This is a genomic window from Polyangium jinanense (assembly GCF_028435265.1).
GTDB lineage: Bacteria > Myxococcota_A > Polyangia > Polyangiales > Polyangiaceae > Polyangium > Polyangium jinanense.
In genome coordinates this window covers 413,162-427,710 of the sequence record NZ_JAGTJK010000003.1, presented here as the reverse complement: position 1 = coordinate 427,710, position 14,549 = coordinate 413,162, and the positions used below count along the sequence as shown (strand labels likewise).

Here is a 14,549-nt window from a genome sequence, read left to right as displayed (position 1 = left end):
CCCCCGAGATGATGAGCGACGGCCTCCGCCTCGCGTTCCAGGGGGGTACGGTGCGCCTCGACGGCCTCGCGCAAGACCACGCGACGAGCCTGCCGCCCGCCTGCGCCTGGGACGCGCGCGAGAACACCTTCCGCCTCCCCGCGTCTTCGTACGCGGACATCGTCCTCTGGCTCCGCGCGAAAAAGCTCACGTTCAACGACGAAGCGCGCGCGTACGACACGCTCGACATCGAGCCCACCGCGCGTCACGAGCCCTTCCCGTATCAGCGCGAGGCGCTCGACGCGTGGGCCGCGCATCGCTTCCGCGGCGTCGTCGTCCTGCCGACGGGCGCGGGAAAAACCTACGTCGCGACCATGGCCATCGCCGGCCGCAAGCGCTCCACGCTCGTCGTCGTGCCCACGCTCGACCTCTTGAACCAGTGGTACGACATCCTCGCCGCCGCGTTCGGCCGCGCGATCGGCGTCATCGGCGGCGGCTACCACGAAGTCGAACCGATCACCGTCACCACCTACGACTCCGCGCACCTCCACATGGATCGGCTCGGCGGACGCTTCGGCCTCGTCGTCTTCGACGAGTGCCATCACCTCCCGAGCCCCTCGTACCAGCTCGCCGCGCGCATGAGCATCGCGCCCTTCCGCCTCGGCCTCACGGCCACGCCCGAGCGTACGGACGGCCGCGCGTACGACGAGCTCATCGGCCCGATCGTCTATCGCAAGGACATCACCGAGCTCTCCGGCGAGTACCTCGCTTCTTACGAGACCGAACGAATCAGCGTCCCTCTCTCGCCCGAGGAGCGCGAGGCCTACGACGCCGCCCGCGGCGAGTACGTCGCCTTTCTCCGCGAAGAGGGCATCCGCATGTCGGCCCCCGACGGCTGGAGCCGCTTCCTCTACCTCTCCTCGCGCAGCGAAGCGGGCCGCCGCGCCTTCCTCGCCTACCGCAGGCAACGCGCGCTCGCGCTCGCCGCGCCGGGCAAGATCAACGTCCTCGCCCGCTTGCTCCACAACCACCGGCACGACCGCACGATCGTCTTCACCGAGGACAACGCGACCGTCTACCAAATCTCGCGCCGCTTCCTCCTGCCCGCGATCACCCACCAGACCCGCGTCAAGGAGCGCAGCGCGATCCTCGCGGCCCTCAACGCCGGCGACCTCACGGCCGTCGTCACCTCGAAGGTCCTGAACGAGGGCGTCAACGTCCCCGAGGCGAACGTCGCCATCGTTTTGAGTGGCAACGGTTCGGTCCGCGAGCACGTCCAGCGCCTCGGCCGCATCCTGCGCAAGGGACAGGACAAACGCGCGCTGCTCTACGAGCTCGTCGCCGAGAACACGGCCGAGCAGTACACGAGCGACAAGCGGAGGGAGCACGTTGCTTACAAGTGATCTCCTCCGCGTGCGCCGCAAAGGCGGACGCGTCCTGCCTCGTTACCTCCGCGGCGACGATGCCGAGCTCGCCAAGACGCTCGCGAAAGACTTCGTCCGCATCCTCGGGAGCTCCATCGGACGAAGCCGCGACGAGATCGAGGCCGCGCTCGACGCGGTCCCCGTCCCCGCCGACGCGCGCCTCGTCGGCGACGGCCTACGCAAGGTCCTCGACGGCCAGTGCACCTGGACCGTTCCGACCGGCGTCGATCCGGAAGAAGTACGCCGCGAGGTCTTCCTCGCCGCTGCAAAAGCCCACCGCGCGCTCGACGTCCGCAGCGAGTTCGATCGCGACGGCGTCCTCGCCGAGCTCGCCCCGCGCCTCGGAAAAACCCCCGCGGAGATCGACGCCGCGCTCTACGCCGATCTGCGCGAAAACGAGCAGCTCGAAGCCTTCCGCCCCATCGGCCCCGACGCCCTGCTCGAACGGTACGACCTCGGCCTCGCCCAGGCCGTCTTGCTCAAGGCCACGCGCGTCACGATCCGCATCGCCGACGAGAGCCCCGATCGATACCGCCGCCTCTTCCGCGCCGCGCGCTTCCACGGCCTCATTCATGTCGTCGAGGGCTCTCCGCAGGAGGGCTACACGATCACGCTCGACGGCCCGTGGAGCCTCTTCGACGCGGTCCAGAAGTATGGCCTGCGCCTCGCCATGTTCCTTCCGCAGGTCCTCGCGTTCCGCTCCTTTCACGTCCGCGCCGAGCTCGCGTGGGGCAAAGCCAGGACACGTGCCGTCCTCGAGATCACCCCCGAAGACGGCCTCGTCTCGCACGTCGCCGAGGCCCCCTCCACGGGCCCCGATCTCGACGTGTTCAAGCAGGCCTTCGAACGCCTCGGCTCCGAGTGGTCGGTCGCCGAGAACGATCACATCTTCGCCCTCCCCGGCGAGATCGCCTGCGTCCCCGACCTCGTCTTCCGCAGCGAGACGACCGGCGAGGAAGTCTTCCTCGAGGCCTTCGGCTTCTGGAGCCGGCAGGCCGTCTGGCAACGCGTCGAGCTCGTGCGCAAGGGTTTTCCTGCGCGGTTCCTCCTCGCCGTGGGCAAACAGCTCCGCGTGAGCGAGGAGGTCCTCGGCGAGGACGAGGCCGGCGAGATCTACGTCTACCGCGCCACGATGTCGCCGCGCGCCGTGCTCGAACGTCTCCGTCGCAAGGGCTGACACGTCAATCGCCGGGCAGCGCCGACTCGTTGCCGATGAGCGAACGGACGAGCGGCGGAATGGCGAACCCCTTCGCCGTGTGCAGCGTCGAGCTCGGCCCTCCGCAGTCGTAGCTCGGCTGCACGCTCGACCATCGCGACGAACAATGTTTGTCCACATACGAAGTGGTCGCGCCGCTCGTATCGCCGTGCCACCGCGTGTGCTCGATGCAGCGCGCGCCCATCGGCGTCCACTCGGCTTCGAACGCGAAGTCCGTCACGACGGAGGCCTGGATCCCGAAGTCGTCCCACACGTCGACGATCGTCCCGTCCTGCGTGTGCGGCACGCCGTCGCCGCAGTAATCGGCGCGCAGCATGCGCGTGCATGCCTGGTGCAAGAGCACGCCCGGGATCTCCTTGCATATGCCCGGCGCGACGCACTCCTTCACGCCGCCCCACGGCTTGTATCCGAGCTCCACGCACTTCGCGATCGCGTACGGCCTGCACGCGAAGGTGAAGGTCGTCTCGGACGCCAGGTGCATGCCGCTCGTCGGCTTCCGCTCCGAGTAATCCCAGGTGCCCGCGAGCGGGATCGCGCGGCGCAGCGTGCCGCTCGACGTCTCGCCACAAAGGCTCTTCCACGCGCCCTGGCTTGGGCTCGACAGGTACGCGACCTCGTACAAGAAGACATCGGGTCGCGTCGACGCCACGCGATCCTCGATCCGCAACGTGATCGTCTGCCCATTGCTGAGCGTGCCCGTGAAGGTCGCGCCGACGAACTCCTCCGGCTTCATCGGCTTGCCCGACGCCTTCTTCCCGACGAACGTCGTCCCCTCGATCGACACCCCGTTCAGCGCGAGACCATTCAGCGAGATTCCGTTCAGCGAGATCCCGTTCAGCGCGAGCCCGTTCAGCGCGAGTCCGTTCAGCGCGAGCCCGTTCGTCGTGCTCAGCGCCTGGACCGACGTGATGACCTCTCCCTCTTCGTCGTCAGGATCGCCCGTCGGTTCGGTACAACCCGGGCCGAACAGCATCCCCAGGAGGATCGGGGCCCATACCGCGGCGCGTCTCCATCCAATCTCGGACGTGCAGGACATCCACGAATGCATGTTTCTTCCCTCTCTCGAAGCGAAGATGCCCAGGCGCGCGGCCGCGTTTCGCCGGGGCCGGAGGGGAGCAACAAACCGTCGCCTTTCGATTCGAGACTCACGGTTCGCGGCGGCGGTTTCCGATCCAGCCCTTCCGCCAGTAGAAGACGAAGAGGCCCGCCACGCTGAACAGCATGAACGCGATCGAGGCCGGATAGCCGTACCGCCACTTGAGCTCCGGCATGTTGTAGGGCGACACGTCCGTGTCGAAGTTCATGCCGTACACGCCCGCGATGAACGTGAGCGGCAGGAAGATCGTCGAGATGATCGTGAGCACCTTCATGATCTCGTTCATCCGGTTCGACACGCCGGAGAGGTGCAGATCCATGAGGCCCGAGGCGATCTCGCGGAACGTCTCGACCATATCCATCACCTGCACCGCGTGGTCGTACGTGTCGCGCAGGTAGAGCCGCGTGTGCTCCTGGATGTGCGGCGATCCGTCCCGGAGGAGCGAGTTCGCGACCTCGCGTTGCGGCCAGATCGTCCGGCGCAGCGCGAGCAGATCACGCTTCACGTCGTGGATCTGGCGCGCCGTCCCGTCCTTGCCGGAGAGTGCATCGAGCTCGATCTCGTCGAGTTTGTCGCCGAGCTTCTCGAGCACGGGGTAGAAGCCGTCGATGATCGCGTCGAAGAGCGCGTACGCGAGGTAGTCGGCGCCGCCCGTCCGCATGAGCTGCCTTCCTTTGCGGATGCGCTCGCGCACCGGTTCGAGCACGTCCGAGCTCGGCTCCTCCTGCACCGTCAGCACGAAGCCCTTGCCGAACACGATCGCGATCTGCTCGGTCACGAGCGCGCCCTTCTTGTCGGACTGCGCCATCCGGCAGATGAGCACCTGCTGCCCCGGGTACACGTCGCTCTTCGGCCGCTGCGGGACGTTCACCACGTCCTCCAGCGCGAGCGGGTGGATGCCGAAGATCTCCCCGAGCCGCTCGAACGTCGGCTTGTGCCCGATCCCCTGCACGTCGATCCACGTGACGCTCGGGCGATCGTCCGTCAGGTAAGGCACGGCCTCGTCCACCGAGTCGATCCACTTCTCGACGATGTGCTCTTGGCAGTAGTCGATGAGGTAGATCTTCGGCTTGTTGGGATCCTCGACGAGCAGCGTGCCGGGCGGCGCGCCGGGCGTGGGCTCGTTCGAGAGGATCAAGCTCGGCCGGGGTCGCTTTCGAACCGAGGGCAGGTTCTTCGAAGAAGGCGGCGGCTGGGCGTCGTGGGTGTCCTGCACGGAGGACATCCTACCGAAGGCCTTGCCTCGATTCGCCGCTCGCTTGCGCGGACGCGGCGAGACCCCTCGCCATCGGCCGGGACTCTCGCTATGGACTTCCTCCCATGCCGGTCCCCGTCATCTCCGAGCAAGATTTCGAACGCGAGGTCCTGCGCAGCGAGCTCCCCGTCCTGATCGACTTCTACGCCGACTGGTGCGGCCCCTGCAAAACGGTGGCGCCCGAGGTCGAGGCGCTCTCGCGCGAGCTCGAAGGCAAGGCCAAGTTCGTCAAGGTGAACATCGACCAGAGCAAGCGCCTCGCGGCGGCGATGCGCGTGCAGGCGGTGCCGACGTTCATGGTCTTCTTCCGCGGCCGCCCCGTCGCCGGCGAGCAAGGCGCCGTGCGCAAGGCGCGCCTGCGCGAGCTGCTCGATCCCTTCCTCCCGCGGGCCGAAGGCGCGATCCGCGCGATGGAGCTCGCGCAGGCCCTCAAGCAACATCAGGTCGTCCCCGTGGACACGCGCGAGGCCGCTGCCTACAACCGCGCGCACATCCCGGGCGCCGTGCACATCCCGCTCGAAGAGATCGAGACGCGCCTCGCGGAGCTCCACATGCTGCCGGGCGAGCCCGTTCTCTACTGCCGCGCCGGCGACAAGTCGAAGACGCTCGCCGAGACGCTCGCGAAGAGCGACGTGCCGATCGCGTTCCTGGAGAACGGCTTCCTCGGATGGGAAGCCGAGGGGCTTCCCATCGAACGACCGGATTGATCGGGCCGACTCCCCTCTCCCGCGAGGGAGAGGGGCTGGGGGTGAGGGAGTCTCTCAGATCGCCAGCGCGGCGAGCGCCGCCTGGACCACCTCGCGCAGCGCCACGCCGTGCGTCTTCGCCGCGGCCGCGCAGTCCTCGAACTCCGGCTTGATCTGCGGCGGACCAAACGGCCCCTCGCTGATCTTCACGCGCACCCGCCCGTAGGCCGTCTCCACCGCCACCGTACGCCGCGGCCGCTCGGTCCGCGTCACCGGGATCTTCCGGATCCCGATCGACGTCGTCTCGCGGAGGAGCGTCGCGCCCACGGCGTCCGCTTGCGGAGCCGGCGCGAGCGCCGCGATCGTCAGCGCCGGCCGCCCCTTCTTCATCGTGATCGGCACGGCCCACGCGTCGAGCGCTCCCGCCGCGAAGAGCGCCTCGATCGCGTGCGCCGCCATCTCGCCCGTCATGTCGTCCACGTTCGCCTCGAGCACCACGTGCGACGCGCCGACTTGCGGCTCGTCCGAGACGCCCCCGCGCGTCCCGAGCACGACCCTGAGCAGGTTCGGCCGATCCGGCAGCTCCCGCGACCCCGCGCCCCAGCCCACGCGCTCCGGCGCGAACGAGGGCCACCGCTCGAAGCGCCCTGCCGCCGTCGCGACGATCGCCGCGCCCGTCGGCGTTACGAGCTCCGCGTCGAGATCCACGCCGTACGTCGGCACCCCGCGCAGACACTCCACCGTCGCGGGCGGCGGCAGCGGCAGGATCCCGTGACGTGCCTTGACGAACCCGCGCCCCATCGGCAGCGGCGCGCCCCGCACCTCGGCCCCGAGGTACACGAGCGCCGCGGCCGCGCCCACGATGTCCACGATCGCGTCGACGGCTCCGACCTCGTGGAAATGCACCTCGTCGAGCGGCATCCGATGCACCGCGCTCTCCGATTCACCGAGCCGCCGGAAGATCCGGCGCGCGAGCGTCCGCACCTCGGGATCGAGCGGGCTCGACGTGAGCATCGCGTCGATCGACGCGTACGTCCGCTCCGGCTGCGACGTCTCCACGTGCACCTCGAACGAGGTCGCCACGATGCCGCTCCGATGCACGTGCCCGCGCTCGAGGAACACGCCTTCGAGCGGCAACGCCGCCACCGCGTGCTCGATCACGAGCAGCGGCACGCCGAGGTCGAGCAGCGCCGCGATCGTCATGTCCCCCGCGACGCCGCTGAACGCGTCGAAAAAGAGGATCTTGCCGACGCCCGATCCCTGCTCCAGCAGCGGCGTCCTCACCGGATGCTCGTGCCCGCGGCCGTGCTCATGCCCGTGCACGTGCGCGTGATCGTGCGAAGGCCCGGGCGCATGCGCGTGCGTATGCGGGCGATCGTGCGTATGCGCGTGCCCGTGATCGTGCGCGTGATGCACGTGGCCGTGCGCGTGATCGTGGTGATGGTGATGGTCGTGATCGTGCCCGTGGTCATGGTCGTGCCCGTGGCCATGCCCATGCCCGTGATCGTGTCCGTGTCCGTGCACGTGCTGTGCTCCTTGCTCAGCCTGCGGTCTTCGGCTGCTCGGTCGCTTGCGAGGCTTTCGGCATCATGCGGTGCACGGCCATCGCCGCGCCGAACCCATTGCCGATGTTCACGACCGAGACCCCCGACGCGCACGAGGTCAGCATCGCGAACAGCGCCGTGAATCCCCCGAGCGCCGTCCCGTACCCCACCGCCGTCGGAACGGCCACGACCGGCGTCGAGATCATCCCGCCCACCACGCTCGGCAGCGCCCCTTCCATCCCCGCACACACGATCGCCGCCGACGCGCGCCGCAGATCCTCCATGCGATGCAGAAGCCGATGGATGCCCGCGACCCCGATGTCGTAGATCCTGAGCGGCTCGAGCCCCAGCGCGGACAGCGTCTCCGCCGCCTCCTCGGCCACCTCGTTGTCGCTCGTCCCGGCCGTCACCACCGCGACCGGCGCGCACGGACGCTTCGGGGGCGGCGCGATCTCCACGCTCCCCGTCCGCGCGAGCGGCGCAAACCGGAAGCTCGGCACTCGCTGCCCCACGATCGCCGCCTTCTGCGCGTCGATCCGCGTCACGAGCACGTTCGTCCCGGCGCGCACCATCTCCTCGGCGATCCCCGCGATCTGCTCGCCGCTCTTCCCTTCGCCGAAGATCACCTCGGGCACGCCTTGCCGGAGCGCCCGGTGATGATCGACCGTCGCGTACCCGAGGTCGCGGAACGGCAAACTCTTGAGCGCCTCGACCGCCTGCTCGACCGTCACGTCCCCACGCCGGACACGATCGAGCAGCTCTTCCACGCGCCTGGGATCCATCGCGGGAGCCCTTAGCCCGGTGGCAGGTCGCGCGCAACGCACCCGGGACTCCACGTCCCCGCGCTCACTCGCGGCCGCTCGCTCATGCGCGTGCGAGCGTGATCTCGACCCCGAGAAACTCCTGTCCGTCGGGCGTGATGTTGTACATGCGGATCGTGAGCTTGTCGGCCTGGGCGTCGTCGACGACGGTGCGCCACCCCCAGCGCGGGTGCCCTTCCGCCGCGAAATAACTGCCCCGTACGTCGATGTCCGTCCCGCTGCCCTCGGACACGAGGATCATCGTGCCCGTGTGGAAGCTGTCCACCCACGAGGTCCGCCAGAGTTTCTCGCCCGACTCGAACGCGATCAGCATCTCCCCGGCGATCGGCTTCTCCTCGACGCTCGATCGATACGTGAACCGGACGAACCTCCCGCCCAGGATCACCGCGATCCGCCCTTCCCAGGCCGCTTCGAGAGGCTCCGCGCCCGGCCCCATGATGGTCCGCGCCGTCCCTCGCCACACGCCCGCGAGCCGCGCGAGACGCTCGTGCGCGCTGTCGTGCTCGTAAGGCCCTGTCCGCTCGGTTTCCAGGTCCACTTGTTCCATACGACGCAGCATAAACGAACCCCCCGTGGACATCCCAGCTCACCCGCGCTAGCCCGGCTCCCTCCGCGTCTGCCATGCCCGCTCCCCTCGCCCCGCTCTTCGGCTTCACGCTCGGCGTCCTGCTCGCATGGCTCGCGCGCCCCGAGGACGGCCCCGACGAACGCCCCGGCGCCTCGTCCTGGGATCGCCCGACCGTCGCCGTCGCCCTCTACGCCCTCTTCGTCTACGCCCCGGTCTCGGCCTACTTCACCGTCTTCGCCGCCGACTGGTCGTTCGCTTACCTCGTCGACGGCCGCGCCATCCCCTCGGCACTCGAGCTCCTGCTCGTCCTCCTCGACGCCGCCGCTCCCGTCCTTGGCTTCCTCGCGGGCCGCCGTGCCCTCGCCCGCCGCTCCCTCCCCGCTCTCGCATGGCTCGCCGCGCTCCCCCTCGTCGCCGGCCTGATCCCCCTCGTCACGCTCCACGCGCGCTTCGGCATCGACGCCACCTACGACCAGGTCCAGAGCGACTTCGGCACCCGCCCGCTCCCGGGCAGCCCGCTCGGGTACGCCATCTTGTGGATGGACGCGATCCTCGTCGCCGGGGCTGTCTTCACCGCGCGGACGTTGTCAACCTTCGACGTCTCCGCCGTGCTCCCCGCACGCCCTGGACGGGCTGCGCCGCCGGTGCTGCCGTCCGAGCCCACCTCGGACGAGCCGCCGCGCTTCCTCGGTCGACCCCGGAAGCCACGCTGATTGACGAGCGTCCGGTTGTCCACCACGCTCTGCCCCCACGATGACCGCGCCGAACCGGCTCGAGACCGAGATCGAAGAGTTGAAAAACCTCGCCGCGGACGTCGTCCGCCGCGCCCGCGCGGGCGGTGCGGACGTCGCCGAGGCCATCGCGCGCTCCGGCTCCGAGCTCAGCACGAAGGTCCGCCTCGGCGAACCCGAGCTCGTCGAGGAGGCCTCGCACAAGAGCCTCGGCATGCGCGTCATCAAGCAGGGCCGCGTCGCCCTCACCTCCACCTCGGACCTCACCGCGCGTGGCCTCGATCGCTTCGTCCGCGACGCCCTCGAGCTCGTCGACATCTCCCAGGAAGACCCGTTCGCTGGCCCGGCGGATCCCTCGCTCATCGCCACCGGCCCCTTCCCCGACCTCGAGCTCTACGACCCCAAGGGTGGTGACGTCACCGCGGCCGAGGCCATCGACATTGCGCGCCGCGGCGAGCAGGCGGCCCGCGACGCCGACCCGCGCATCACGAACAGCGACGGCGCCACCTTCAGCCGCACCGCCGGCGTCTTCGCGCTCGTCCTCTCGGGCGGCTTCACGGGCGGTTATGCCGGCTCGTACGCCTCGCTCGTCGTCTCGCCCGTCGCCGACGACGAGGGCGGCAAGAAGCGCCGCGGGTTTCACTGGACGGCCAAGCGCCACCTCGACGCCCTCGACGCGCCCGAGGCGGTCGGCCGCGAGGCCACGCGACGCACCCTGCGCAAGCTCGGCGCCCGCAAGGTCCCCACGTGCGAGGCCCCGGTCGTCTTCGACCCCGACGCAGCGCGGGCCATCCTGGGCCTGCTCGCCGGCGCCATCATGGGCAGCTCCATCTGGCGCAAGTCGAGCTACCTCGTCGGCCGTGAGGGCACGCGCGTCGCGAGTGACCTCGTCACCATCGTCGACGACCCCTTGGTCCTCCGCGCCCCTGGCTCTCGTCCCTTCGACGGCGAGGGCCTCGCGGCGCGCAAGAACCTCGTCGTCGAGCAGGGCATCCTGAAGACCTACCTCTGCGACAGCTACAGCGGCCGCAAGCTCGGCCGCGCGCCCACGGGCAGCGCCTCGCGTGGCGGCGGCGGCGGCGTCGGGCCTTCCACCTCGAACTTCATGCTCCTGCCCACGCAAACGAAGGCCGCCGACATCGTGAAGAGCACGCAGCGCGGCCTCTACGTCACGGAGATGATGGGCTTCGGCTACAACTCCGTCACGGGCGACTTCTCGCGCGGCGCCTCGGGATTCTGGATCGAAAACGGCGAGCTTGCGTTCCCTGTCAGTGAAGTGACCATCTCGCTGAACCTCGATCAGCTCTGGCAGCGCATCGACGCTGTCGGCGACGACCTCGACCTGCGGAGCTCTACGGCTTCGCCCACGCTGCGAATTTCTTCGATGACAATCGCCGGCTCGTCCTGAGCCGACCAAAATCCCTACAAAGCACGTTTGCGCGCGTAAATTTGACGCGCACGGACGTGGAATTTCTCGTAGTCTCCGACCTTGGAGGTTGGAGAATCGAACGATGAGAACGCTTTCTCGAACTTTGGGTCTGGCCGCCCTCGTGGTGCTGGCCGGCACTGGTCTCGGGTGCGCTCCGTATGGCGCGCTCTGCGAGGACGAGATGCTATGCCGCGACGGCAACGACGCGGACATCGACGCCTGCATCGTCGGATACGAGTCGCGGGAGGATGTCGCCTCGATTTACGGCTGTGAGGACCGCTGGGACGACTACCTCACGTGCCTGGAGCTGGAGCTCCGCTGCGACGGCGGCAATACCTGGACGCATCGGGGCGACTGCGACGACGAGCGAAACCGTTTCAACGATTGCGTCGGAGATTAGGAGCGCGATGACCATGCGAACGCCCTGGATTCTTCTTGCCTGCCTCGCGCTCACGCCCCTCGCCGCCGGCTGCGGCAGCCTCTCCGCGGACGTCTGCGACCTCGCCTGCGATTGCACGAACTGCAACGACCGTCAGTATGACGAGTGCATCGTCGAGGCCGACGCGGCCGAGGAGACGGCATCCATTTATGGCTGCGACGTCGAATACGAGGATTTCAGCGTCTGCGTGATCGAGGAGTATCGGTGCACGGCCGGCATTTTCGGCCCCGACCCGGGCGATCTCCTCGCCTGCGTCAGCGACGCGAACGACCTCGCCGAGTGTCGCGACCGCGGCTCGCGTCTTTGATCGATCCTCGATCGACGAATCCACGGTATTCGGGGGCCATGCTCGGCTCGTACGAGCACGGCCCCCGAATCACGAATTCGCCCTCCGTCGGACAGCCGAGCGGAGCTTTCGTCCCTTTACCGTGACGAACCGCCTGCGGCGCGCGGCGGCAGCTCTTCCTGGGCGGCCGCAGCCGGCTCGTTTGCATTCGCGGCGGCGGCCACCTGGCCCGGCACAGCGGCCGCGGGCGCCACGGGCTCGGGCACGAGCAAGGTCCGCAGGCCTTGCGCGTCCGTCCGCCCTACGCGCGTCGCGAAGGGGGGCAACCCCGTCGCCTCGTCGCTCAGCACGACGAAGCGCGCGTCTCGACACGCCCGCTCGAGCGCTTCCATCCAGTGCGCCACGTCCACGTCCGCCGCGGCCGCTTTCGCGTCCACGATGAACACGTCCGGCGGGTCTGATCCCGCGAGGACGAGTGCATCGTATGGATGCTTCACGTCCCTGAGCGGCATCATGTCCCCGAGCGCGCGGGTGACATGAGCGAGCGTGTCCTTCGAGCCCACCACGAGCCCGCTTTTCGCGCTCGCCCGCGCGAGCTCACGGGGCACGCTGTAGCCCCAAGCTCGCAGGAACTCCGCCACGTCGGCCGCGCGGAAACGCAAATGCCGCCCTGGCGTGCGAAAATGTGCGATCCGGCCACGATCCACCCAATTATGGATGGTCTTCAGATCGACCTCGCACAGCGCTGCGAGGTCGGACGCGGTCAGCAGTTTCTCTCCCCGTACTCCGGCCATCGTCCGAACTCCACGCGAAAGGTGTGCCAACCCGTCCAGCCCTCCGGACCAGCAGACCACACCAGCGGGTGGCCCCCCACCCTGTTGCTCTTTGTATCCAAACCTAGCACTTTTTTGCGAAGGTGCGGGCTTTGTTAACTAGCCCACCCGAGGCCCTGACTCCAGTCCACTTCGCTCGGGCCTCCGGACTCGCTGATTCAGCAAGGTTGAGGCCGCTGGCTCCGATGTAGGAACGACACCGCTTGCTCGCTCCTGCGGACGTCCCCGCCCGTCTGTACAGGCAAGGAACGTTCGCTCTTGTAGGCAAGTAAGACGCCTTCTCCATCACGGCCACCTCCGAGCACGGTTTTTCCGTAGTCAAAGGAATGACGCTGTGTTCGCACTCCCCGGTGTGGGTTCCGCAAGCTGGAAAGAATCGCGCACTCCATCTGGTGCGTCGGGTGACCGCCGTACCACACTTTGACCAGCCTTCGGCTTAGGAATGGCTGGAAACCTGGAAATCGTGCGCCCACGCTCATCGAGCAGCCGCACGATCTCGCCCCCATTGCCAAGTCCGCTTTTCCCGAGCGCGGGGACACGCACCAAGAGAGCATCCTCGGCCGGCGGCACGTCGATCTCATCATCCACGACGAACGTCTCGTTCACGATCACTGCAAAGCGCCCAGGCGGCAGCATTATTTCCGGCAGCACGGTTTCGCCCCCGATATCGCTGATCACGAGCTCGCCGAGCGCCGCCTCCACGGACCCGTCATTGTAGAGCTCGACCCACTCCTGATCCGGCTCCGGCCCGAGCGGATTCGCCATCACCTCGTTCAACACGACGTGTGGCATCGGCGTCAGGGTGGTCGCGGAAAAGGTCAGGCGCCGCTGCCGTCCGTGCACGTCGATCGTCGCGACGTCGAGGGAAACGTCCTTCCCCGCAGGCAATCCCTTGAGGACGAACCGCTCGTTTTTCCCCGTCGTCATCACCACGTCGAGCCCCTCGCCCGCGATCCCCCACAGCATCGCCGCCGCGGGCGCACGCCCGAGCAGCCGATCGTCCTCGACCTCGACGCAGCCCGGCCCGAACGGAACCTCGAACGCCTCGCATTCGAGCCGAGCCTCGTCGAGCGGCCCCTCGATCGCCTCGCCGAGGTCCTCGTTCCCCGCGCCCCCGAAGGGCCGCGGATCCACCCGCAGCGGCCAGGGCAAGCCTGGCAGCCACACGACGGGCGGCGGCACCCAGGGCCCTCCCTCCGCGGCGAGCCCTCGACCCACGAAGCGCAGGCACGCGCCCCCCGCGCCCGCCGGCGCGACGCCCCGCCCGAACGCGCCGAGGGGACCGTCCGGCGCGAGCGTGGCCTCGAACGACACCTCGGGCAGCGTCACGTCGCCGCAGTAGAGCCCGAACAGGCCTGCGCCGCTCGCCTCGGCCGGCGGCCACGCGCGTACGAGCAACGGCGCCGCCTCGGCCGGCTCCACCACGAACGCGACGCTCGCCCGCGGCTCTCCGCTCGCCACGGCGTACGTCTCGTCCGGGTCGAGCGGCACCGTCGGCGCGAGCACCACCGAGCCATCGTCCGCGCGCCACCGGACGCTCGGCACGAACCGCTCGGCGAGCGCCTTCGAGATGTCGTCCCGCTCGATCTGCCGGAGGTGGCTGTCGCGCAGCTCGCCGCGCACGAGGAAGAGCCGCGCCTCGTCGAGCGATGGCTCTGCGGCCACGTGCACGCGAAGCACGCGGGGCGCCGCGGTGACCGGCGCCTCCGGCTCGAAGGCGACCGTGATCCCGGCCGCCTGCGTCGCCGGCCGAAGTCCGGCTTCGGGAATCGGAAGATCAGGCCGACAGGCGACGACGACGAGGGCGAAGAGAGGGCATGCGACCTTTTGCATGCCGGTACATCGACCGGGGCCCCCGCCGGTTGCGTGAAATTGATAGGTTTACGCGCCGATGACGCCCGATGACATCAAGGCGCTCCGCAAGGAGCTCGATTGCACGGCGAAGGAGCTCGCGGCGGCGCTCGGACTCGAGCAGGAGACGGTGCTCGCGTGGGAGAAGGGCGACCTCTTCCCGACGAAGCGCTTCGTCACGAAGATGGAGGAGCTTCGGAGCAAGGGGAAAGGGGCGATCGTGCGCAAGCCGCGGCGCGGGGCCGTGGCGGCGTCGCCGATGGCCGTGCTCGCGGATCCGGAGACGTGGAAGCTCGTGCGGAAGCTCGTCGCGCACGCCGAGCTGCGCCGCGAAGTCGGCAAGCTCGCCGAGGCCTACCCGGACCCCGCCGAGGAATCCGGCTCGACGTGA

Annotated in this window: 16 protein-coding genes; 8 read left to right on the top strand and 8 right to left on the bottom strand. The window is 68.9% G+C overall.

Annotated elements, in window-relative coordinates; genetic code table 11:
* Positions 1-8 precede the first annotated feature (8 nt).
* Both KEG38_RS10385 and KEG38_RS10380 read left to right on the top strand, forming a co-directional pair.
* Complete coding sequence (locus KEG38_RS10385; protein ID WP_272419050.1) at positions 9-1,382, top strand: DEAD/DEAH box helicase family protein; 1,374 nt, start codon at positions 9-11, stop codon at positions 1,380-1,382.
* The gene (locus KEG38_RS10380) at positions 1,369-2,580 is read left to right on the top strand and encodes a DUF790 family protein (protein ID WP_272419049.1); all 1,212 of its coding nucleotides are present in this window, start codon (positions 1,369-1,371) and stop codon (positions 2,578-2,580) included. Before KEG38_RS10385 ends, KEG38_RS10380 begins: the two co-directional genes overlap by 14 nt.
* 4 nt (positions 2,581-2,584) lie before the next feature.
* Here KEG38_RS10380 and KEG38_RS10375 read toward each other — a convergent pair whose 3' ends face one another.
* Both KEG38_RS10375 and corA read right to left on the bottom strand, forming a co-directional pair.
* The gene (locus KEG38_RS10375; RefSeq protein ID WP_272419048.1) at positions 2,585-3,667 is read right to left on the bottom strand and encodes an ADYC domain-containing protein; all 1,083 of its coding nucleotides are present in this window, start codon (positions 3,665-3,667) and stop codon (positions 2,585-2,587) included.
* 97 nt (positions 3,668-3,764) lie between these two features.
* The gene (corA, locus tag KEG38_RS10370) at positions 3,765-4,931 is read right to left on the bottom strand and encodes a magnesium/cobalt transporter CorA (RefSeq protein WP_272419046.1); all 1,167 of its coding nucleotides are present in this window, start codon (positions 4,929-4,931) and stop codon (positions 3,765-3,767) included.
* Between the two features lie 104 nt (positions 4,932-5,035).
* Between corA and trxA the strand changes: the two genes are divergently transcribed.
* Complete coding sequence (gene trxA, locus KEG38_RS10365; protein WP_272419044.1) at positions 5,036-5,677, top strand: thioredoxin; 642 nt, start codon at positions 5,036-5,038, stop codon at positions 5,675-5,677.
* A gap of 54 nt (positions 5,678-5,731) precedes the next feature.
* Here trxA and larC read toward each other — a convergent pair whose 3' ends face one another.
* The 4 genes from larC to KEG38_RS10345 all read right to left on the bottom strand — a co-directional run bounded on the left by larC (position 5,732) and on the right by KEG38_RS10345 (position 8,568).
* A complete protein-coding gene (larC, locus tag KEG38_RS10360; RefSeq protein WP_272419042.1) occupies positions 5,732-6,940 on the bottom strand; it encodes a nickel pincer cofactor biosynthesis protein LarC in 1,209 nt (402 codons plus the stop codon).
* Positions 6,937-7,152: a hypothetical protein gene (locus tag KEG38_RS10355; RefSeq protein WP_272419040.1), complete on the bottom strand. Its 216-nt coding sequence runs from the start codon at positions 7,150-7,152 to the stop codon at positions 6,937-6,939. The genes larC and KEG38_RS10355 overlap by 4 nt, the downstream gene beginning before the upstream one ends.
* Positions 7,153-7,196: 44 nt before the next feature.
* Positions 7,197-7,982: a nickel pincer cofactor biosynthesis protein LarB gene (larB, locus tag KEG38_RS10350; protein ID WP_272419039.1), complete on the bottom strand. Its 786-nt coding sequence runs from the start codon at positions 7,980-7,982 to the stop codon at positions 7,197-7,199.
* 82 nt (positions 7,983-8,064) lie between these two features.
* Entirely contained in the window at positions 8,065-8,568 is a 504-nt protein-coding gene (locus KEG38_RS10345) for a DUF1579 family protein (RefSeq protein WP_272419037.1), read from the bottom strand.
* A 74-nt stretch (positions 8,569-8,642) separates the two neighbouring features.
* Between KEG38_RS10345 and KEG38_RS10340 the strand changes: the two genes are divergently transcribed.
* The 4 genes from KEG38_RS10340 (at position 8,643) to KEG38_RS10325 (ending at position 11,495) form a co-directional block, all read left to right on the top strand.
* Positions 8,643-9,302 carry a hypothetical protein gene (locus tag KEG38_RS10340; RefSeq protein WP_272419035.1) on the top strand — a complete coding sequence of 220 codons (660 nt, stop codon included), beginning with the start codon at positions 8,643-8,645 and terminating at the stop codon, positions 9,300-9,302.
* Between the two features lie 40 nt (positions 9,303-9,342).
* A complete protein-coding gene (locus tag KEG38_RS10335) occupies positions 9,343-10,728 on the top strand; it encodes a TldD/PmbA family protein (protein WP_272419034.1) in 1,386 nt (461 codons plus the stop codon).
* 103 nt (positions 10,729-10,831) lie between these two features.
* Positions 10,832-11,149, top strand: a complete 318-nt coding sequence (locus KEG38_RS10330) for a hypothetical protein (protein WP_272419032.1) — start codon at positions 10,832-10,834, stop codon at positions 11,147-11,149.
* A 13-nt stretch (positions 11,150-11,162) separates the two neighbouring features.
* The gene (locus tag KEG38_RS10325; protein WP_272419030.1) at positions 11,163-11,495 is read left to right on the top strand and encodes a hypothetical protein; all 333 of its coding nucleotides are present in this window, start codon (positions 11,163-11,165) and stop codon (positions 11,493-11,495) included.
* A gap of 116 nt (positions 11,496-11,611) precedes the next feature.
* Here the strand turns inward: KEG38_RS10325 and KEG38_RS10320 are convergent, their stop codons facing one another.
* Together KEG38_RS10320 and KEG38_RS10315 are read right to left on the bottom strand one after the other, a co-directional pair.
* Positions 11,612-12,268, bottom strand: a complete 657-nt coding sequence (locus tag KEG38_RS10320) for a helix-turn-helix domain-containing protein (protein WP_272419029.1) — start codon at positions 12,266-12,268, stop codon at positions 11,612-11,614.
* A 357-nt stretch (positions 12,269-12,625) separates the two neighbouring features.
* Positions 12,626-14,140, bottom strand: a complete 1,515-nt coding sequence (locus KEG38_RS10315; protein ID WP_272419027.1) for a lamin tail domain-containing protein — start codon at positions 14,138-14,140, stop codon at positions 12,626-12,628.
* Between the two features lie 58 nt (positions 14,141-14,198).
* Between KEG38_RS10315 and KEG38_RS10310 the strand changes: the two genes are divergently transcribed.
* Entirely contained in the window at positions 14,199-14,549 is a 351-nt protein-coding gene (locus tag KEG38_RS10310; protein WP_272419025.1) for a helix-turn-helix domain-containing protein, read from the top strand.

Excerpts from the sequence above, each read along its gene's own strand:
- KEG38_RS10325 (WP_272419030.1), top strand. The coding sequence starts at position 11,163 with ATGCGAACGCCCTGGATTCTTCTTGCCTGCCTCGCGCTCACGCCCCTC.
- KEG38_RS10375 (WP_272419048.1), bottom strand. The coding sequence starts at position 3,667 with ATGCATTCGTGGATGTCCTGCACGTCCGAGATTGGATGGAGACGCGCC.
- KEG38_RS10310 (WP_272419025.1), top strand. The coding sequence starts at position 14,199 with ATGACGCCCGATGACATCAAGGCGCTCCGCAAGGAGCTCGATTGCACG.
- larB (WP_272419039.1), bottom strand. The coding sequence starts at position 7,982 with ATGGATCCCAGGCGCGTGGAAGAGCTGCTCGATCGTGTCCGGCGTGGG.
- KEG38_RS10345 (WP_272419037.1), bottom strand. The coding sequence starts at position 8,568 with ATGGAACAAGTGGACCTGGAAACCGAGCGGACAGGGCCTTACGAGCAC.
- KEG38_RS10335 (WP_272419034.1), top strand. The coding sequence starts at position 9,343 with ATGACCGCGCCGAACCGGCTCGAGACCGAGATCGAAGAGTTGAAAAAC.
- KEG38_RS10315 (WP_272419027.1), bottom strand. The coding sequence starts at position 14,140 with ATGCAAAAGGTCGCATGCCCTCTCTTCGCCCTCGTCGTCGTCGCCTGT.
- KEG38_RS10320 (WP_272419029.1), bottom strand. The coding sequence starts at position 12,268 with ATGGCCGGAGTACGGGGAGAGAAACTGCTGACCGCGTCCGACCTCGCA.
- KEG38_RS10330 (WP_272419032.1), top strand. The coding sequence starts at position 10,832 with ATGAGAACGCTTTCTCGAACTTTGGGTCTGGCCGCCCTCGTGGTGCTG.
- KEG38_RS10355 (WP_272419040.1), bottom strand. The coding sequence starts at position 7,152 with ATGGGCATGGCCACGGGCACGACCATGACCACGGGCACGATCACGACC.
- KEG38_RS10340 (WP_272419035.1), top strand. The coding sequence starts at position 8,643 with ATGCCCGCTCCCCTCGCCCCGCTCTTCGGCTTCACGCTCGGCGTCCTG.
- KEG38_RS10385 (WP_272419050.1), top strand. The coding sequence starts at position 9 with ATGATGAGCGACGGCCTCCGCCTCGCGTTCCAGGGGGGTACGGTGCGC.
- trxA (WP_272419044.1), top strand. The coding sequence starts at position 5,036 with ATGCCGGTCCCCGTCATCTCCGAGCAAGATTTCGAACGCGAGGTCCTG.